Source organism: Halospeciosus flavus (assembly GCF_029814175.1).
GTDB classification, from domain to species: domain Archaea; phylum Halobacteriota; class Halobacteria; order Halobacteriales; family Halobacteriaceae; genus Halospeciosus; species Halospeciosus flavus.
The window spans coordinates 975,680-993,771 of sequence record NZ_CP122312.1; the positions used below are offsets into that span (position 1 = coordinate 975,680).

26 protein-coding genes and 1 other RNA gene are annotated in these 18,092 nt (G+C 59.3%); 17 read left to right on the plus strand and 10 right to left on the minus strand.

Annotated features, from left to right (window positions below; all coding sequences use genetic code 11):
• The 10 genes from P0Y33_RS05010 to P0Y33_RS05055 form a co-directional block, all read right to left on the minus strand.
• The gene (locus tag P0Y33_RS05010; protein WP_279529452.1) at nucleotides 1-969 is read right to left on the minus strand and encodes a hypothetical protein; all 969 of its coding nucleotides are present in this window, start codon (nucleotides 967-969) and stop codon (nucleotides 1-3) included.
• Nucleotides 970-1,018: 49 nt separating this feature from the next.
• Nucleotides 1,019-1,495 (minus strand): hypothetical protein, encoded by a 477-nt coding sequence (locus tag P0Y33_RS05015; protein WP_279529453.1) that lies wholly within the window; start codon nucleotides 1,493-1,495, stop codon nucleotides 1,019-1,021.
• Between the two features lie 30 nt (nucleotides 1,496-1,525).
• Nucleotides 1,526-1,978 carry a hypothetical protein gene (locus P0Y33_RS05020; protein WP_200531618.1) on the minus strand — a complete coding sequence of 151 codons (453 nt, stop codon included), beginning with the start codon at nucleotides 1,976-1,978 and terminating at the stop codon, nucleotides 1,526-1,528.
• A gap of 15 nt (nucleotides 1,979-1,993) precedes the next feature.
• Nucleotides 1,994-2,650, minus strand: a complete 657-nt coding sequence (locus P0Y33_RS05025; RefSeq protein ID WP_200531617.1) for a hypothetical protein — start codon at nucleotides 2,648-2,650, stop codon at nucleotides 1,994-1,996.
• A complete protein-coding gene (locus P0Y33_RS05030) occupies nucleotides 2,647-2,880 on the minus strand; it encodes a hypothetical protein (protein WP_279529454.1) in 234 nt (77 codons plus the stop codon). The genes P0Y33_RS05025 and P0Y33_RS05030 overlap by 4 nt, the downstream gene beginning before the upstream one ends.
• Before the next feature lie 6 nt (nucleotides 2,881-2,886).
• A complete protein-coding gene (locus P0Y33_RS05035) occupies nucleotides 2,887-4,281 on the minus strand; it encodes a phage portal protein family protein (protein WP_279529455.1) in 1,395 nt (464 codons plus the stop codon).
• Between the two features lie 72 nt (nucleotides 4,282-4,353).
• Nucleotides 4,354-5,874: a terminase large subunit domain-containing protein gene (locus P0Y33_RS05040; RefSeq protein ID WP_279529456.1), complete on the minus strand. Its 1,521-nt coding sequence runs from the start codon at nucleotides 5,872-5,874 to the stop codon at nucleotides 4,354-4,356.
• Between the two features lie 184 nt (nucleotides 5,875-6,058).
• Nucleotides 6,059-6,247 carry a hypothetical protein gene (locus P0Y33_RS05045; protein WP_279529457.1) on the minus strand — a complete coding sequence of 63 codons (189 nt, stop codon included), beginning with the start codon at nucleotides 6,245-6,247 and terminating at the stop codon, nucleotides 6,059-6,061.
• Between the two features lie 76 nt (nucleotides 6,248-6,323).
• A complete protein-coding gene (locus tag P0Y33_RS05050; protein WP_279529458.1) occupies nucleotides 6,324-6,617 on the minus strand; it encodes a hypothetical protein in 294 nt (97 codons plus the stop codon).
• Between the two features lie 4 nt (nucleotides 6,618-6,621).
• Nucleotides 6,622-7,386: a hypothetical protein gene (locus tag P0Y33_RS05055; protein WP_279529459.1), complete on the minus strand. Its 765-nt coding sequence runs from the start codon at nucleotides 7,384-7,386 to the stop codon at nucleotides 6,622-6,624.
• Nucleotides 7,387-8,161: 775 nt separating this feature from the next.
• Between P0Y33_RS05055 and P0Y33_RS05060 the strand changes: the two genes are divergently transcribed.
• From P0Y33_RS05060 to P0Y33_RS05140, 17 genes are all read left to right on the plus strand, one after another.
• Nucleotides 8,162-8,725 carry a hypothetical protein gene (locus P0Y33_RS05060; RefSeq protein WP_279529460.1) on the plus strand — a complete coding sequence of 188 codons (564 nt, stop codon included), beginning with the start codon at nucleotides 8,162-8,164 and terminating at the stop codon, nucleotides 8,723-8,725.
• Between the two features lie 1,905 nt (nucleotides 8,726-10,630).
• Entirely contained in the window at nucleotides 10,631-11,212 is a 582-nt protein-coding gene (locus P0Y33_RS05065) for a hypothetical protein (protein WP_279529461.1), read from the plus strand.
• 31 nt (nucleotides 11,213-11,243) lie between these two features.
• Nucleotides 11,244-11,384, plus strand: a complete 141-nt coding sequence (locus P0Y33_RS05070) for a hypothetical protein (RefSeq protein ID WP_279529462.1) — start codon at nucleotides 11,244-11,246, stop codon at nucleotides 11,382-11,384.
• 183 nt (nucleotides 11,385-11,567) lie between these two features.
• The gene (locus P0Y33_RS05075) at nucleotides 11,568-12,896 is read left to right on the plus strand and encodes an IS4 family transposase (RefSeq protein WP_279529463.1); all 1,329 of its coding nucleotides are present in this window, start codon (nucleotides 11,568-11,570) and stop codon (nucleotides 12,894-12,896) included.
• 253 nt (nucleotides 12,897-13,149) lie between these two features.
• On the plus strand, nucleotides 13,150-13,320 hold the full coding sequence (locus P0Y33_RS05080; protein ID WP_279529464.1) for a hypothetical protein: 171 nt from the start codon (nucleotides 13,150-13,152) through the stop codon (nucleotides 13,318-13,320).
• A 1-nt stretch (nucleotide 13,321) separates the two neighbouring features.
• Nucleotides 13,322-13,543, plus strand: coding sequence for a hypothetical protein (locus tag P0Y33_RS05085; protein ID WP_279529465.1), 222 nt, complete (start codon nucleotides 13,322-13,324; stop codon nucleotides 13,541-13,543).
• Between the two features lies 1 nt (nucleotide 13,544).
• On the plus strand, nucleotides 13,545-13,757 hold the full coding sequence (locus tag P0Y33_RS05090) for a hypothetical protein (RefSeq protein ID WP_279529466.1): 213 nt from the start codon (nucleotides 13,545-13,547) through the stop codon (nucleotides 13,755-13,757).
• Between the two features lie 151 nt (nucleotides 13,758-13,908).
• Complete coding sequence (locus tag P0Y33_RS05095) at nucleotides 13,909-14,403, plus strand: hypothetical protein (protein WP_279529467.1); 495 nt, start codon at nucleotides 13,909-13,911, stop codon at nucleotides 14,401-14,403.
• Nucleotides 14,404-14,437: 34 nt separating this feature from the next.
• A complete protein-coding gene (locus P0Y33_RS05100) occupies nucleotides 14,438-14,623 on the plus strand; it encodes a hypothetical protein (RefSeq protein WP_279529468.1) in 186 nt (61 codons plus the stop codon).
• A gap of 224 nt (nucleotides 14,624-14,847) precedes the next feature.
• Nucleotides 14,848-15,000 carry a hypothetical protein gene (locus tag P0Y33_RS05105; protein WP_279529469.1) on the plus strand — a complete coding sequence of 51 codons (153 nt, stop codon included), beginning with the start codon at nucleotides 14,848-14,850 and terminating at the stop codon, nucleotides 14,998-15,000.
• A gap of 320 nt (nucleotides 15,001-15,320) precedes the next feature.
• Nucleotides 15,321-15,917 carry a hypothetical protein gene (locus P0Y33_RS05110; RefSeq protein ID WP_279529470.1) on the plus strand — a complete coding sequence of 199 codons (597 nt, stop codon included), beginning with the start codon at nucleotides 15,321-15,323 and terminating at the stop codon, nucleotides 15,915-15,917.
• 13 nt (nucleotides 15,918-15,930) lie between these two features.
• Entirely contained in the window at nucleotides 15,931-16,056 is a 126-nt protein-coding gene (locus P0Y33_RS05115; protein ID WP_279529471.1) for a hypothetical protein, read from the plus strand.
• Nucleotides 16,053-16,187: a hypothetical protein gene (locus P0Y33_RS05120; protein WP_279529472.1), complete on the plus strand. Its 135-nt coding sequence runs from the start codon at nucleotides 16,053-16,055 to the stop codon at nucleotides 16,185-16,187. Before P0Y33_RS05115 ends, P0Y33_RS05120 begins: the two co-directional genes overlap by 4 nt.
• Nucleotides 16,188-16,256: hammerhead ribozyme type II (locus P0Y33_RS05125), an RNA gene on the plus strand.
• Between the two features lie 22 nt (nucleotides 16,257-16,278).
• Entirely contained in the window at nucleotides 16,279-16,806 is a 528-nt protein-coding gene (locus tag P0Y33_RS05130) for a SprT-like domain-containing protein (protein WP_279529473.1), read from the plus strand.
• The gene (locus tag P0Y33_RS05135) at nucleotides 16,806-17,141 is read left to right on the plus strand and encodes a hypothetical protein (protein WP_279529474.1); all 336 of its coding nucleotides are present in this window, start codon (nucleotides 16,806-16,808) and stop codon (nucleotides 17,139-17,141) included. The genes P0Y33_RS05130 and P0Y33_RS05135 overlap by 1 nt, the downstream gene beginning before the upstream one ends.
• Nucleotides 17,142-17,155: 14 nt before the next feature.
• Nucleotides 17,156-18,091: a hypothetical protein gene (locus P0Y33_RS05140; RefSeq protein ID WP_279529475.1), complete on the plus strand. Its 936-nt coding sequence runs from the start codon at nucleotides 17,156-17,158 to the stop codon at nucleotides 18,089-18,091.
• Nucleotide 18,092: the final 1 nt, after the last annotated feature.

Consider the following 18,092-nt stretch of genomic DNA (forward strand, 5'->3'; position numbering starts at 1 on the left):
TCAGGCGAGGTTGTCGATGGTGAACTTGACAGCCGAGAGCGGGTCGGCCATCTTCGCGCCGAAGCGCATCGAGCCGTAGGCACCGAGCAGAGCGGCGGGGTCACCGAAGGAGCCACCGGCACCGCCGATGGGAGCGCCCGTGTTGTCCGTCAGTTCGACGGGGCGGACGTAGTTCGTCTTGATGGGCTGGCCCTCGGAGATAACGAACACGTCCATCTCCTCGTCGCCGTTGAGCCACGCGGTCTGGACGAAACGAACGCCGTCCTCGACCAGCGTGGTCTCGGGGAGCGCACCCTCACGAAGCCCCTCGGCCTCGGGGATGTGGTAGTTCATACCGTCCTTGCGCTCGCCCACCATCTCGCCAGCGACCTCGTGGGAGACGAGGGCGACCTGCGGGCGGTAGCCGTGTTCGCGGAGGTCTTTGTTGGCCGCCCGGATGTGCTGGGCGACCGTGTGCGCCGACGTGTCACCGAACAGTTCCTCGGTGGACTTGTGGACGTGGTCGTGGGTGTTCGTGAACGTCTGCCCGGCGTAGGGCTGGGGCGTGTACCAGAGTTCGGTGCCGTCCGCGACACCGTTCTTCAGAACCTCGAAGAGAACCTCGAACTCCTTGGTGTCCGCGCCCTTGACGAGTTCTTGGAACTCGGCGCGGAGGATTTCGCTGGGGTTGTCCTCGATGAACTCGCGGGAGTAGCCGAGGGAACGCTCGTAGGACTTGACCGAGAAGGCCATCTGCTCGCTCGACAGGGTGCCGGTGCGAGCGTGTTCCATCTCGGCGGCTTCCTGCCACGTCATATCACCCGTGCGGGTGAGGAACGTGCGGCTGGAGACCTCCTGAGTGAAGTTCGCAAGGAACGAGCGGGGAGCCTCCTTGTACGTGTCGATGAGTTCGAGACCGTAGCCGAGAAGGTCGGAGAGGGGAACGTCGTCCTTGGTGGTCAGTTCGCGCTTGCGGGAGGGGTTAACCATTGTAGAATACCTCGAAAGTGTAGAGAGATTGAGAGACTACGCGGGCCGTTCAGGCAACCGTGTAGTCGTAGTTGATGTTCAGGAACAGCGCGTTGCCGTCCTCGATAGCGACACCGACGACCTGCCGGAGTTCGCCGGAGGCGTCCGCCGGTTCCGTCTGCGTGTAGCCGCCGCCGACCGCGAGGAAGACCGGCTCACCGGGGGTGAAGTCCCAGTCCTCGTCCGCGTTCTCCACGATAACGCCGTGGTTGATGAACGCGATACGGTCACGGCCAACGAGACTGCGCTCGCTCTCAACAACCGAGCGAACGGTGTCGGGAGCGGTCGCATAGTTCGAGAGGTCGTCGGTAGGCGCGGCGGCGATACCGACAGCGGAGACCGCAGAAGCGGAGTCCGCGTCGGCCTTGACAACGTCGCCGTCCGCGTTGAGGCCAACGAGGTCGGCCTCTTCGACAACGGCCTGCGCGAGACCGCCATCGCGGTTGATGGGCTGTTCTGCACCAGTAGCAATACGTGCGTGAACCATTGGTAGAGAGAGTGAGAGTTAGAAGTCTGCTTACAGTCCGAGCAGGCGGGAAACGTCGTCCTCAGCCTGCTCCGAGAAGGCGCTCTTGTCGGCGTCGCTGGGGACGCGGCCCTTCTCCGGGCGCTCCGAGAAGCGGGTCTCCTCGTCGGCCTCGGCCTCCTCTTCGGGGGCCTCCGGCTCGCTGAACTCGGCCTCCTCGGCCTCGCCAGCCATCTCGATGGTCTCCGCGAGCGAGAACCGCTCGACGATTACCTCCGCTTCGAGGTGGGTGTAGTCAGCGGCCTTCTCAGCGAAGTACGTCTGGGCCGTCTCAAGGTCGCCCTCAAGGGCCTCGACCTGCTCGCTGTATTCCGCGAGGTCGTCCTCAAGGCCCGCGTAGGCCTCGACGTTCTCGCCGTGCTTCTCCATAAATTCGTCAAGGGTGGAGCGAAGTTCGCCTGCGTCCATCTCCTCGATATCCTTGGTGAGTGAGAACTCGTGCATAGTAGTGTAGAGAGATTATTCGATTCGGTAGGGCCGAGCAAGCAGACAACTCTCTCCCCAGTCGGGCTTAGCGGGGGTCATAAAGTCGTCTACTGACTGGCTGAATTGCGGTGACAGGCCGCCGTTGTCGTAGCCTGCCGGGAACGGCGTCAGGGAGAACTCCTGAAGCCGAGCGTCCTTGAACTGGGGCGACTCGTCGGGGTCGTTCGACTTCTCGACCTTGATGGAACGGAAGTCGAACCCAACGGAGCCGTCCGAGATTGCGGGTGGGTCGTGGGTGAAGTCCTTGATGGTGTCCGTGCGGATTTGGCTCCCCGTGTTCGGGATGTGAGCCATCACCTTCAGGAACCCATCGCTGAACTTGATGTTCGAGGGGTCAATCCAGCCGACGTTAGCCCGCTGTGAGCGGGAGTGGTCGAACTGGAGCGGAAGGCGGTCTCCGTACTGGTGGGAGGCCACACGCCGCAGGAACGCCTCGGTCACCTCGATGCCCTTGCGCTCGCCCGGCTCCATCGCCGCAAAGATAACGTCGATTGAGCCGTCGTCGTGTTCTCGGACGCCGTATTCGTTGAAGCCGTCTTCGTCGCGGACGATTACCTCGGGTGCGCTGAACGAGATGTTCAGCCCGAACCCGGCTTCGTCGTCCGGCTGGGCGTCTTGTGCGGTACTCATTTTAGGTGAAATAGTGCGTTGAATTTCCCGATAGCGGCGGCGAGAAGGGAGGAAAGGCCGAACGTGATTCCCGCGAGAACGGTCGTGTTCCGGGTTACCCGAGTGTCGAGGTCTTCGATTGCCTCGGCGTTCTCGGATTGCCGGTTGTCGATTCGTTCTACGCGAGCGTCCATCCGTTCCGTCCGCTCATCGAGCCGCCACAGGATTTCGTCGCGCTCGCGGTCGTCCATAATACATCAGTCGTTCGAGATATCCTCCTGTGGACGGGAGTTCCCGCCGGAAGAATCACGTTCGGGGTTCTGTCGAGTCTTGACTTCTTCGCCGCTCGACCGCGTACCACCGCCTGTATCAGAGGGACGCCCGCCGTCGGGATTCTGAACGTCGTCGCCCTTACCAGCCAACTCTTGGATGATACGGATGTGTTCGTCCAGTTCCCCATCTTGGGGCATCTCGGTTTCAGGGTCGATGCCTACGCGCTTGGCGGCGGCTTCACGAGAGAGTAGACCATTGTTGACCAGTTTTATCGCCATATCCGCGTCCAGCCGCTCCTCCTCGCTGGAGTGCTGGCCGAACTCGAACTCCGGGGGCAGGACTCCCGCCTCACCCGGCTCGCTGTCACCAGCGAGGATGGAGACGAAAATCTGGTGCCGAACGGCGTCCCGAATCTTCGACCTGTACCGCTGGATGCGGCGGTCGAACTTCGGCATCAGGGCGACAGCCTCGTTCCGGCCACCCTCGGAATCAATATTCCCGAGGAAGGCGGGAAGGCCGAGCGCCGTGTAGATGCGCTTAAGGAGATGCTGGAAGGTGCCTTCCAGTTTCATCGCCCCTTGGTCGGACGAGGTCGAAGTGACCCCGACAACCGAGTGGTCAACGTCGTGGCCGACCGCCAACATCGACTCCGGCTCGATATCCTGAATCGTGTTGAGCCAAGTGTCGATTTGCGTCTGCGTCCACGGGCGCTCTTCGCTCCCGAGTTGCCACAGAATCGGAGGATAGGCCTTCGTGGCGATGAAGCGGGCCATATCAATCTCCATATCACGGAGCATATCGGCCTGTTCTTCACACGCCTCGATGAGCGAGCGTCCGAAGTCCTCGCCGGGGTGCCGGTGGAACCGGAGTACCGCGAGGTCATACGGCTCGAACTCAATCTCGTCGCCGTCCTCCGTTTCGAGGACGTACCCGGTCTCCTTCCCGAACTCGTCGGTCTGGATAGAGACCATCTCCGTCGGGAGGACTTTCGGGCGGAACACGTCGTTCTCGACAACGAGTTCCATAAAGGCCGTCCCGTCGATGAGAGCGTGCTTCACCCACATATCGTAGGCGTCCTCCCACGTCGGGGACATTGCGAATAGAAGTCGGAGGTCGGAAACCTCGCCGTCATCGTCGGTTTGGCCTTCATCGACCCCGATGACGTTGAACGGCTCGATATTCCAACCAGACCCGATGAGATAGTCCACGAACGTCTCGACGCCCTCCTTGATGTGAGGGTCAGTATCCGCCACGAGGCGGTATTCCTGAATCTTCGCCGTCGGCGGCTCGCTCGGCCTCGGTTCGCTTCCCGACCCCTGCCGTTGCTTGATGACGGCCTTGGGGGAGTCGAGTGCGAACGTGGCCTGCTCGCGGCTCACGCCGTCGAGTTCGCCAGCCATCGCTCGGCGGAGAATTTCGTCTTTAACGTTTCCCATCGGTTAGTAGATAGATTAGCGTCTGTGTCTTGCTGTGTAGGAGCGCCGCGAACCGTATCCGCCTCTGCTCCTATTGATACTGGCCGACCCGAACGCCGCGTCTGCTTGGCGCTGGGCCGCCTCTCTCGGTACGTCGCGCTTCTCGGAGGTCTCGACAGCCGGTGAGGCCCCCAGTTCGCTGAAAGAGTCGTCAGGACTGCGCTGGTCGGCCTGTCGCCCCGGCTGGACAGCGTAACCCGGCGGGAAGGCGGCTAACACAGCGGCCATCGCCGTGTCGTCCTTCCCCGTCTCGGAGTTGTCCTTGCCGGAGAACTTCGGCACCGACCAATCCTCCTTCTTGATTTTCACGACGGACTCAAGTTCGTCGCGGAAGCGGTCGTCGGGAATCAAGGAGACCTGCCCGTTCCGAAGGGCGTTATTGAAGTCTCCCATCATCTCCTCCAACGTCCGCTTGTCCGAGAAGTTGAAGCCGACAACAGCCCGCCCCAACTTCTCCGTAATCTGCCGGTCGAAGGTCTCGCCCGGCCCCGTCTTGTCGAGAACGACGAGGTCGGCGTCGAGCGCCCGGAAGATGTGAGCGATTCGGGTTGCGACCTGACGGGCGTTCCCCCGGTCGGGAGAGCCGAACCCGTGCTGGGCCAGCGTCTCGTCGGTCACGACCTCCATATAGCGGTGAATCCGCCGGGAGCCGTCGTGGTCGAACACCTGAATCACGGTGTCGTCCTTCGAGATGCCAATGTCCACGCCGATAACGCGGAAGTCCGCGCTCGGGAGTTCCAGACCCGTCAGCACGTTCTCGCCGCGTTCCATCGACTCCGCAATCGCCGCCTCAGAGAAGAAGCGGTACTCGTCAACGATGGGCCGACAGAGGTACTCCTGCCCGAACCCGAGCGGGTCGGACGCCCGCTCGTCCTCTATCATCTCGATGTTCATATCCGGGCGAACCGGCTGAACATCCTGCTCGTAGAGAGGGCGGTTTATGTCAATCTCGTCGGCGTTGTAGAACGACGGCTGTTGGATGGAGATGACCCCCACCCGGTTGCCGTCCTCGTCGTACCCACTCTCGGTTCCCCGTTTGTGGGTAGTCATAAACAGGTCGTTCTTGACGTTCGGCGTCGAGACCTGCACCATCTTCCGGTTCTTCCCCAGAGAGAGGAAAGCCCCGAACGCACGCTTGACCTTCTGCTGGTCTTCGATGAAGGCCATCTCGTCAAGGAGAACCGCCCGTGCGGACTTGTCCCCGCGAGAGGCGTCCGGGTCACCGGAGTACGCCTTGTAGCCCGAACCGTTCCAGAGTTCGATTTCGCCCTTGTTGACGAAATTCGTCGGGATATCGACCTTCGCGTTGTCAATCAGGTTCTCGATATCCTCGATGCGGTTCTCGGCCTGCTCGTACTTCCGTGAAACCACGGGGTAGAACGAGTTAGGGACGAGAATCCCCTCTACGAGAAAGCAGAGGGCGTAGATGAACGAGTACCCGATACGCCGACCCTTGTAGTTGTTAATCGTGTCGGCGTCGCCGTAGAAGTAGGCCATCACGGCCTTCCGCTGGGTGTCGAACAGTTCGAGGCCACGAACCTCACCCGTGTCCATATCGCGGATGCGGAAGATATCCTCCATCAGACGGTCAGGGCGACCGTCCCAGCGTTCCTCTACGACCTCCGGCTCGACGCCGAGTTGGTCAGCAAAGGCTGTGAGGATATCTCCGTTATCTTCCATATTATTCCCAAGACGACAGTTTACAGACGATATCGAGGTCAGCGAGGAGCCAGCAGGTGTCTTCGGTGTATCCGTTTCCCTGCCAACCAACGAACAGCCGCTCGCGGTCGAACTCCTCGTGTTGCTCGATGATGACCTCCTCCGGCTTTGCCAGCCCCTCACCGGGGCCAGCACGGGAAGAAGCCGCCATCAGCGTACTCGCAACCGTGGGTTACCGTTATCGAGAGCCGCCACTCCGGGGAGAGCGCATAACTGCGGGAACGCGCTCACGCAAAACGACCCCCGACTGCGCCCTCCTTCTCGACCAGCATCACGTCGCCCTCGTTGTGAGGGAACGGGAACTGGTCGTCGGGGAGGGCCAACGTGTCAGCGGGGACACCGTGTTCCGGGCGGAGCCGATACCGGACGCCCGAGACCGCCACGTAGACCGGGCCGCCGACGACGTATTCGAGGTCGGTGTAGAGGTCGTGTGCGACGATGGCGTTCCTGCCGCCGTAGGGTCGAACGTGAACCTCCGGGGCAATCAGGTATCCCGCGCTAAACAGTTGTAGGTACGTCATATTCCTATTCCGCAGAATCCGAGTCCGATGGAGGCCCGAACTCGTCCGGGTCGTAGGCCTTGTCGGACTGGGTGATGAGCGAGGCCCCGACCTCCGCAAACGACTTGATGAGGTCGCTGGCCTCGTCCGTCTTCTCGGCCTTGAGCCGGGCCTTCCGGCTGATACCGAGATTGTCCTCCATCCGCATAATCAACTTCCGCTGGCGTTGCATCATATCAGCGAGGTAGTGGGGGATATCATCGAAATACATCTCCCCAGAGGGACTGAAAACGCGCTTCTGCCCCTTCTCGCCTTCCTTGAAAATCCAACCCTCGGCTCGCTCTGCTCGAATAATCTCAAGAGCAAGCGCGTGGAACTCGTACTCCGCGTTCGGGTCGGTGGCGGTGTCTACTCCATAAGCATCGGGCCACTCCTCCGTGACCCACTCGTAGAGTTCGACCTGCCACTCGTTCCCCTCGCGGGTCATCGTGTCGAGTAGCGCCTTGCGTGTTGCCTTCATACCGTGTTTGAGATTAGCGTATTTGTCGAGCGTTTCTGGGTTGCCGCCCGTCGCGCCGCCGTGGAACTTGCACCGCTTCGATTTGTAGTCGAGGTCGGTGTTCGCACAGTAGCGGTCGGGGCCGTCGTAGTCCTCGGGCTGTCGAGGAATCTTAGCGAGACAGTAGCAGTCCTCGAAATCGTAGATTTTGGAGCGCGGCTTCTCGGAGAACTCGGCCCGCATCTGGGCCAATTCCTCCTCGGTCTTGCCGCTGACTGACTGTTTCGCCATATTAGGGTACTGAAAGGGGGAGAGTAGAATGGGCAGTAGAAGATGCCCGTAGTAGACCAACCAGAAGTGACCACTCCGGTTTAGTCCAATCCAGCGGGAACGCCGACTCCCTGATTAGGAGTCTCCGTTCCCTGAATTGGGATAGAAGGGTAGAACCGAGACCAACTGGCCCCTATGAGCGGTCACCGGAAAAGACTGAAACAGAAGAACCAGACCCAACTGAGTCCTACTGAAGCCAGTTTGTCTCACTCCTAATAATATACACCCTTTTATATAGGGGGTCGGGGGTTTAAGTACGACTTCTCGGAGCGACCGTCAGTTCACCCGGTGGTAGCACTCAGAGTACCAGCAATAATTGCCACCTCCCTGAAAATCTACGGTTTTGTGCGCGTTGAAGGGCAACGGGGGAGATTTCAGGCGTCCGCCCCTGTGGTAGGCAAGCGGACGGACGCCACTTCTCTCCCGTTACGCTGACACGTAGACGGCACTCGGATATAGCGGTTTCGTGAGAATATAGAAGCACACTTCCAGACCCTCCACGAAATCCTTTTACGACCCGCTGACCTCCGTTCAGTCGGGGAATCCCTTGGTCGGGATACCCCACATTTGGGTCTGGTTGGTCGCCAAGGCCAACTCAGATGGCGACCGGGGGAGCGTCACAGGGCTGGTTACCCGACTCCCCCACTTTCACACGCTTCATCGAGCCGTAAGCGGCAGGAACGCTGATACCCCACACAGGTTTTTAAGACAGAAGCCCGGATTCTCACCCAACGCGATGAATCTGAATCCGGCCATACTCTTCTTCTCCATCATCGGTGCCGCCTTTTCTTTCTTGATTTGGCGAAGTAGCGAATCCAGAGACCTCTATTCACAGCAAGAAATCATCCGAAAGGAGCATCTGAGTGGTGAAGATGATGACCCGATAACGATTCCGTTCCTAATCAACAGCACCCACCTCCATCTGATGGTTTCAATAGACTACATCAAGTGCTATGAACCCGAGCCAACCCGTCGATACCGGCTCAAGCGGTTCATTTACGGGAGTAATGGTAATACTGCAATCAAACTGTCACTCTATTGGAGTGAGATTCCAGACGTGATGCCCGAACTCGGTGGTTTAAATCTGGAACGGGCCATCAGCAGGCTGGATGACGCCGAAGAGTTTGATGGAAAGATATCCCGTTCTGGATTCGGAAAACAGAATATAGAGATTTTCTCCACCCGACCGAGGAAGGTTGATAGAGAACTCAATACGTTCTTCAATTTGGTTGAGAAGGCGGTCGAGCAGGAGATTGAGGAACACCAAGCAACGGAGGAGACCGAAGCGAAAGAAGCGTGACTGCGGCTCGCCCTGTTCCCGCCGAGTTGGGCGTTTGACACGCTCTATACAGCAAGTCCTTATATCGGGTGACGCTTAGAGGAGGATGGCGACTTCGATGTAAAGGGGCCTGCCCCGTGGTAGGCAAGCGGCTAAGGCCCCTTTCACGGTCGCCGTTAAGCGACCAACCGCGTTTTGGTACTCCTGAGCATAAACTCGTTGGGTCGAGCCGAGCAGAGCCTTTCACGCACGGGAAATCCCCAGAAAATTATATTTGAGGCTTTTCTATACCCAAAATCAGCATATTTTCGAGGCAACTAACGTACTTAAACCGTTTTTTCACGGCGAGTCGTGTAATAACTCCCTCAAGGGTCGTTCTAAGCCCCCTTATGGGGCTTATGCGTCCCTTCCCGGCGGTCTCCCGAGCCAGCCAAGCCCGCTTACTACCCAGTAATAACACCCAGTTAGGCCCGTTCTCGGGCGTCGATACAGTCTTATACGATGACCCAGATATTACTCCGCGTAATCGTCTAAGGCCTCCGTCCGGGCAACACCGCTAAAAGCCCCCGAGAGACCGCGAGAGGTATGATTCCGGGCGTTTCAGCCTACGGCGCGGGTGAGACGTACACGATTGTTCACGGAGACCCTTTCACGGCGACCCTTCAAACGCCGTTCACGGGAGACTCAAGCCCTATGCGGCAGGAATAGCGCCCCCGCACCACGGCCCGCCCATCTTGTCAGCCTACCCACCACATCGGCTCTTTATATCTGAAACCGTTGTAAGCCCCCTTCTCGGCAGTCTCAAGCCCCCTACGGCTCTATCACGGTTGTTTATGGTATGCTATTGCACGATTTAGTGTCAACTATCAGGAGACAGCGGTCTAAGCCCACTCAAACCCTTGTAGACAGCGTTTTCGAGAGCCACGACAAGTTTATATACTCCCCGGTCTTACGGTAGGATACCGATGAAGGCCCCTCGGGGCTGGAGGATTTTCAACTTGCTTGCCCCCGCCGGTCGGGTAGGCCGGGGGCAAGAGTGTGGGTATGCTGGTAAGGCACCGGGCAAGTGTGGTAAACGCTCCCGTCCCCCGCGTGAAAAGGAGTAACGCTGGGGAAGCCCCCTTAACGGCCTGCAAGGGTCGGACTGACGGCTTGAGACCGTCTAAGGGACGTGTGTGCGGTCGCAAAAGCGGCCTATCTGTGCAGGGTGTAAGGCCCGTAAAACGGCAAAATACCTGTCAATCACCGGAAAAAGAAAATGTAGCGCAAACCCAGCATATCCGGTCTCCCTCGGGAGACAAAGACGGCAAGGCGGTTAACCAGCCTTGCTTTAAGCCCCCATACGTGCGTAAATGTGGGTAACGCCGACAATTGGCCTAACAAGCCCGGTATTCCCCCTTAGCGTCCTTCCCGCCGGGGATTGCGCTAAGTTCCATACGTCGTATGGCTACGGCGGGGTTTACCTATGAGACCGTAAACCGGGATTAGGACGTTTAACTAACCGGAAAACGGTAAAACACCATTACCTCAAAACCCAGCGGCGATTAGGCTAATCTATCCGTAGTACCTCGCGCAAGCCCCCTTCTGGGGGTTAATCCCGACTATTCCGGGCCTTTCAAGGCCCGTGGGAAGTCGGCGGGATATGCGACGGGGGAAGGGACTTATCCTGCCTATCCTTCGGGATTAAGTCGTACTAAAGCCCCCTCGCGGGGGTTAATGGACTTGGTTTTGGTGGCTTGAAACCGCGAAAACGGACAAAACCGCCGACGAAACCAACTTTCCTAAAAGCCCCCTTCGGGGGGAATAGCAAACGGTCGAAACAAGGCTCGAAACGCCTTGTCCGGGGGAATTAGCCTACCCCGCGCTGACGATGACCTTGGCTCCGTCCCTTGAGGGACGTGAAACGAACCAACCAGACCCAAACAAATGTTTGAACTCCCGACCCAGACCGACAGCACCGCTAACAACCAGAACGACGCCGACGGCAACGACGAAACCACCTTCGGTGGGGAAAGAGTCGAAGCCTACGAGGATTACTGGAAAGCCATCTCGATGGTTCGACTTCTTAAGAAGTCCTGCAAGGCCCTCGGCGTCGCAAAAGTGAAGGACGCCGGGAAGTCGCCGTGGGCTGACCACTACGGCCACTTCGCGGCTATCGCCTACGGCACCGACGATGAGCCGGGCCTTAAGGAGACCTGCAAAGACCTCCCCGGCAACCTCCCGACCTACAAAGAAGAGTTCGAGACTCCCGAAGGGGACTTCGACGTGATTACGAAGGATAACGCCGAGGACTTCGGACTTCCCGCCGACGACTTCGGGGACGACGAAGATGCCATCTTCGTCCCTGTCGAATACGAAGCCCCCGAAGAGGTGTGGTACGAAGTCGAAGCCAACGAGGAGACCGTCACCGAAGTCCTCGAAGGTATCTCGGGGATTGGCGAAGCCCGAGCCGCCGAGGCCTACAAGGCTCTGAAAGAGGCGGGTCTCCTGAAGGACGACGACAACTAAGCAAACCAACCAGCGACTCAACCTAACCCAAATGTTCACCCACTACGACCCTGACGACACCGAGCCGAACGCCCTTGACGACCGCAACGACGACTTCGACCCTGACTTCGAGATGGACGAACGGCTGGCGTTCAACGACGGCTGGGGGCTTTCCGACCCCGCCGACCTCTAACCGATACGGCTAAGACCCCTTACGGGGTTTAGATGGCGACCTGCCGAGAAGGCGGCGGGCTTCTCGCCGGGTTCAATCCCCGGCTCGGCTCTTGGCCGTTAGGCCATCCGTTCTAGTTTAGCGCAGCGATGCATCCAGAAACGCCGAGCTAGAATCGTCAGTAACTAGGAATTCGAGAATCCGGTGGAGAGTGTGTACACACCACCGGATTCAGTAGTTGTGAACCGAATTCAAAGAGCGTTTCCATCTGATGAGTTGCGCGAGCGTGCTCGCGCAACGAATCTCATCCAGCGGAAGCGCAAATTCGACGTCGTCGCGTTGTTTTACACGCTTTCCCTTGGCTTTGCTGCCGGATCTGATCGATCCATTCAGGCGTTTCTCGAACGCTACGTCGAGATGGCTGACTGTGACGAACTCACCTATCCGACGTTTCACGGCTGGTTCAAACCAGGGTTCGTTGCGCTCCTCAGAGAGATTCTCGATGACGCCATCGAGAATCTCGACACGGGCCAAACCGAGCTTACCGGACGTCTCGAACGGTTTCGAGACGTCCTGATCGTCGATGCCACGATTATCTCGCTCTATCAAGACGCCAAAGATGTCTACACACTCGATGAGGACCGAGCCGGGGCGAAACTCCATCTCACCGAATCGCTCTCAACTGGGCTTCCGACGCGATTCCAGACAACCGACGCGAGCACCCATGAACGGAGCCAGCTACCCACCGGTGAGTGGGTAGCTGGCGCCCTCATTCTGTTCGATCTCGGCTACTACGATTTCTGGCTGTTCGACCGCATTGACGCCAATGACGGCTGGTTCGTCTCTCGCGTCAAAGAAAACGCAGATTTCGAGATCGTCGAAGAACTCCGTACGTGGCGAGGGAACAGCATTCCGCTGGAAGGCCAGTCGCTGCAGGCCGTCCTTGACGACCTGCAGCGACGGGAAATCGACGTACAGATCACGCTTTCGTTCGACCGCAAACGAGGGTCGGGCGCCAGCGCGACCCGAACCTTCCGATTAGTCGGCGTTCGCAACGATGGCAGCGGCGAGTATCATCTGTACCTGACGAATCTGGACAGAGACAACTACCGCGCGCCCGATATCGCACAGCTCTATCGGGCGCGCTGGGAGATCGAACTGCTGTTCAAAGAACTGAAATCGCGGTTTGGCCTCGACGAGATCAACACGACCAACGCCTACATCATCGAGGCGCTAATCATCATGGCAGCACTCTCGTTGCTGATGAGCCGGGTTATCGTCGACGAACTCCAAAAACTGGACGCAAAACAGCGAGACTGCGTCGACGACGCCGCGGCGTCGTCGCCGCGCCTCCCTCGACGACGCTGCTCACACGCTGTTGAACGGCACGCGCACCTGATACAATTGTATCTAATGCTTGATTTGGGCTATGAGCTGCCGGATCTTGATGCGTTATTGCTGTGGTCGTCACGGGATCCAAATCCACATCGTCCGAGGTTACGTGAACAGGTGGAGTCAGGCGAGTTCTGGTAAGGAACTCGCCTGACGGGACGGGCTGGATCGCCCTGGCCTGATCAGCGACGGCTCTGGAACGGCGGCGCACTCACCACCGCGAGTGCGCCGCCTTCGAAGGGAGACATGACCGAACATCAGCTGATCTGCCGGAACAGCAGTTACCTCGCTGTGATTGCGGTCAGACTCGACGCAATTTTGGCACGATCCCCGTCTCAGCCAGTCACTAAACTAGAACGGATGGCCGTTAGGCCAAAACCAACCAGACCCAACTATGAGTGACTACGACGACGGCGACGACCGAGAATCATACCAGACCTACGGCGGAGCCGCCGACCCAAGCCCCGACGACCTGTTTATCACCCACGACCGAAACCGCGAGGCGTTCACCGAAGAGCGCGAGCGGCGACAGGACGGCGAAGTGATGAACGACCTCTTCGAGTAAAATGAATCACACAGACAACTTCGACGCCCTTCGGAAAGACGCCCTTGAATCAGTCGGTCAATTACAGACCGAGGTTGAAACGGTCTTAGCAGAATCGGGAGCAGACCCCGCTTCTAATCCAGACGCCGACCGCCTCGACCGGCTGTATTACGTCCTCGATGAGATGCAGGCCGAACTAATGGACGAAGCGAACGTCGAGTCCCTTCGAGAATTGGAGAATTAAAATGAGCATTTACGACGCTGACTGGCAAGACAAGCCCGCTGGATATTACGCCGACCCTGAAGTGAAAGCCCGGCACGACCGCTGGGTGCTTCAGGAACAACGCTTCACCCACTTCGTGGACGAAGAACTCCGCATTATGGGCCACGACCCCGAGACCGTCCTCGACAGCGACGTGCTTACCGAGGCCGAAACCCGCGCCCGGCGGAGGCTCTAAGATGTGCCACTTTACCGAAGACTGCGACGCCGAAGACGCCTACTGGGAAGACGAACCTATCCAATTGGGGATGGCTTCGCTCGGAGCGTTCGGCTGTGAAGCCTGCGGATACTCGGACTGCCTGTAAACCAACCCACCAACCAGACCCAAAATGAGCCTTAGCCTTGCGAAGTGCGACTGCTGTGACGTTAACGAATACACGACCTCGGTTCGGGGCGCTGATACCTACCGACAATTCGAGTTCGAGGACGACTTCGAGAATCTGTGCAACGACTGCGCCGAAGAGCAGAACACGCTAACAGCGGACACGATGGGGGACGCCGAACTAATCGCGGCCATCGTTTCGGACAGCATCGGCTACGCTGGCCCGTACCACGCCGCCCGCCACGTCTCCGATTACCGGGAAGGCCAATCTGCGATTGAGGCCGAAGGCCGCCGATACGGATGCTGGTGTGAACGCGGCTCGGCCTGCTTCGGGAACGACCTCGACGCCCTGATTGAGTCGGCGGTTCGGCATTGGGGCTTCAAATCCGACGAGGAACGCGAGCGCCTTCTCGCCAAGGTCGAACGCTGGCAGGAGATTGAGAGCGACGACCGGCTCGCCGGTATGGCTCTGAGCCTCGCCGCGCCGGTCGGAGGTATCTGAAATGAAACTGATTATCACGAAGACCGACGGCTCGATGGAGGGCAAGGAGTTGTCCGACGACTTCCAGATTTACTATCTGGAACACAAGAAGTCGGGGCTGTTCCAACTGAATCAGTCGGTGTGGCGGGACGTTGAACGGTTCCGGTTCTATTCCGGCGACGACTACGAGGACTCCCGTGAACGACCCCTGACTCAGTCCCAGAAGGTAGAGGCCGTGTAAGGCCCCTTCTCGGGAACCCAATAGGAACAGTTATCATCTCCTATGAGATTAGGATGGGGGCTACCCCAATACAGCAGGAACGCCGACTCTCCTAACCAGAGACACCGACCCAACCAGACCCAAATGCAACCAGAGATTCAACTAACCCAGAGTGGAACCGCCCTTCTGACTGACGGCACGGCGTGGCTTGAGACAGACGGCTTCGAGTGGCTGGAGGATTGGGCGTGACGCCGAGCGTGGTAATCGTTCAAGGGGGCGAGGAAATCGAACGCCACGACGTTGAGACGTGGTGGTACGACAAAGCGACCCTCAATATCCGGTATCCGAACGGCGAGGTCGAAGAGTTCCCCGGCGGGAACGTGATGAAGAGGCTCTAATGAATTATCGAGACGCACTTCAAGTGGTAATCGGTGAGGCAACGCGACTGAACGACGAAGGGCACTTATCCAACCTGAATCACGAGCGGATTCTCTTCGACGTGAACCAAATCGACGGTGCGATTGCGGCGGCTCGAAGCGCGAGCCGGGGAACGGCTACGGGGGAAGATACGGGGGTTTCGACAGTCGAACGCGACAGCCAGTAACCAACTCGCGCCCCATTAAGGCGCGGCCCTGACTGGCGACTCCGGGGTTCGATTCCCCGGCGGGGCGTCCGATGACGGCCTAACCAGCCCGAGGAACACGGAGACCAGACCCAAATGGGAGCCAACAACCACCTAACGGTGACGCCGACTAACCACCGGCTCACCGAACGACAGGTCGCTGAAACGATTGGACAAGAATACGACGAGATGGAAGTCTACGGCGAGACCTCCGAGGAACTACTCGAAGCCGTCCGGCTTCTCCTGAAGATGAACGACTACCTCTTCGACGCCATCGAGGCCCACGGCGTTCACGTCGAGTTCACCGAGGAAGACCCCTACGGGAGTTTCGAGGAGATGTGTTCGGACATAGAAGTGAACGACCGACTCAAAATCTTCTCCGGCGGCACCCACCCGAGCCACATTAGCCGGGAGGACAACCTCAAGAGCCGGGCGGTTCACGACTACTGGGGCCACTACAAGAACGACTGCGACTTCTCCTTCTGGGGGGAGTTCCAGAAGTGGCACGCGATGAAAGCGTGGTATCCCGAGCCGGTTCACCGCCTCACCCTTCAGGAAGTCGTCGGCCAAACGGGGCTGTGCTGGTATCTCGAAGGGGGCTTCGACAGCCCGGACTTCGAGCAAAAGACGTTCCTCGCCCCGTCCCGGTGGGCTGACCTCTGCTACCGGAACTTCCCCGGCGACCTCCAGTAACCAACAGACCCAGATGAACCTCGAAGACACCCTTCCCGACGACGTGAAACGCGAACTGAAAGAGGCGGGTGAAAAGGAGGCCCGCCGGAAGCGCCGAGCGAAAACGAAGTACGGCCACTTGATGGGGGACGACCGATGAACGTCTCCCTCTCCCTCGGGCGGCTCGGCCTTCGGAAGTGGAAGTGGGTGGTTCGCAACAAGCGAGGCGAGCGGCGTGTTTCCCTGCTGTTCCCGAGCGGCCACTACATCGAGTTGGCGTACAACCGCTGAAGCCGAAACGCCCCTTCTGGGGGCGTCGTTCCCGAGTGGAACTCGGGGGCCTGACGACGGCAACCAAGCGTCAGCAACCAACCAGACCCAAATGACGTTCCGACTACCAGATACCGACGACGACGAACAGTTCGAGCGGCCCGGCGACGACCTATCTCCAAACGAACTCAAGGGGGCGATTAGGGAGTACGCCGAGACCGTGGACATAGACGTACCTCTTGACGAGGTCGAGATTCAAGTCTCGAAGCGACTCCGCCGAGCGGCGGGGAAGGCGGGCAAGAAGAACGGTGACCTCTTTATGAGGTTCGCGTGGAAGGCGTACCAGTCGTGGGGCTGGAACGACGACTTCGAGGGGACGATTCGGCACGAACTCGTCCACATCTGGGAGTACGTCAACTTCGACAAAGGCGGCCACGGGCGGCGCTTCAAGCGGAAGGCCCGCGAATTGGACGCGCCCCGGCATTGCCCCTCGTTCGCTAACGAGGAGGCCCGGTGGTTCCTCGTCTGTGAAGCCTGCGGGAAGAAGACGCCGCGCTTCAAGCGGTCGAAAATCGTGGAGAACCCCGGCCCGTACCGTTCGGGGTGTTGCCGAGCGCGGATTCGCGTTGAGGACGCATAATGAGCGTCATCTCTCACAAGGAGTGGGACGACTACGCCGACGCTTACTCCCACGACTTCCCCCTCGACGCCGTGCCCCGAGAGCCGGGCGAGTACCGACCGACCGACCACTTCGTAAATGAGCGCCGTTCCCGCCGCATCGGGGGCGACGTGATACGGGGCTGTATCGAAGAGGGCGAGGTCTACGAAGCCGAGGGCGACAACCGCTACAAGTTCCATTGGTCGCACCCGACGACGCTCCAGACCTACATCCTGATTGTCGAACTAAACCGCTGGGCGTTCCTCGACCCGAGGGACAAGCACGACGCTATCACCGTGTACCGATTCCAGCACTAACCAACCAGACCCAAATGAGCGAAAACAACCACACCGACAGCGACGAGTTCAGCACCCTGATTGACGACACGGACGAGTTCTACACCCAGCGGGTGGAGGAACTGATGGAGGCCGACGGTCTCACGAAGGCTGAGGCCCGCCGGGCGGCGCTTTACGCGATGAAGGACGGAAGCCCCCTTCCCTACAAGGTGGTCGAACAACTGCTCCCGCCGGAGGACTGGCACGTTCGAGACCCCGCGAACATCACCTCCGGTGAGTGCGCTATCTGCGACGACACCGTGTTTATGGCCGAGGCCGACGAGGGCTGTCACTTCTGCGGCGACGGCTCCTACGACGGCGTGAACGACTGGGGCGAACCCACCCACGTCGAGCCGGTCGAAGACCCCGGCACGGCCCGTTGGAACATCGACCCCGACGACGACCGCTGGTTCATCTGCGGCGGATGCTACGAGGGGATGGACTACCACGGAAGTACCCTTGTGGTCGTGATGCCGGACGGTCGCCGCTGGAAGGTCACTTACGACGGCTCGGTGGTCTTCGACCACGGCGAATACAACCGCGACTACGAGTGGCTGGAAGAGGGCGCAGTCTACGACCTCGTTGAAGGCATCGTCCTTGGCGAGAAGCGCGTTCCAGTCGATGGATGGCGCTCCTACTCCGACGGCCCCAGCAACGTCGAGGTCGAGGCGTGGGACGAGTTCACCACTATCGGCGGCGGGTGGCACTCCACGATGGAGAAGTCCGAGTTCAGCGAGCGCATCAACGACCTCACCGGAGGTGAGGCACTCCCGCCGTTCCCGATGGCCGTCCGGTTCGGCACCACCAGCAACGTGTTCTCGATGATGGTGGACGTGTACGCTCCGGCTGACTGTATCGAGGACGCGGCGGCCTTTATGGGCCACAAGAAGCACTCCGGCCTCGCCGGGGGCATCTCCTACAAGGCCGACTAAC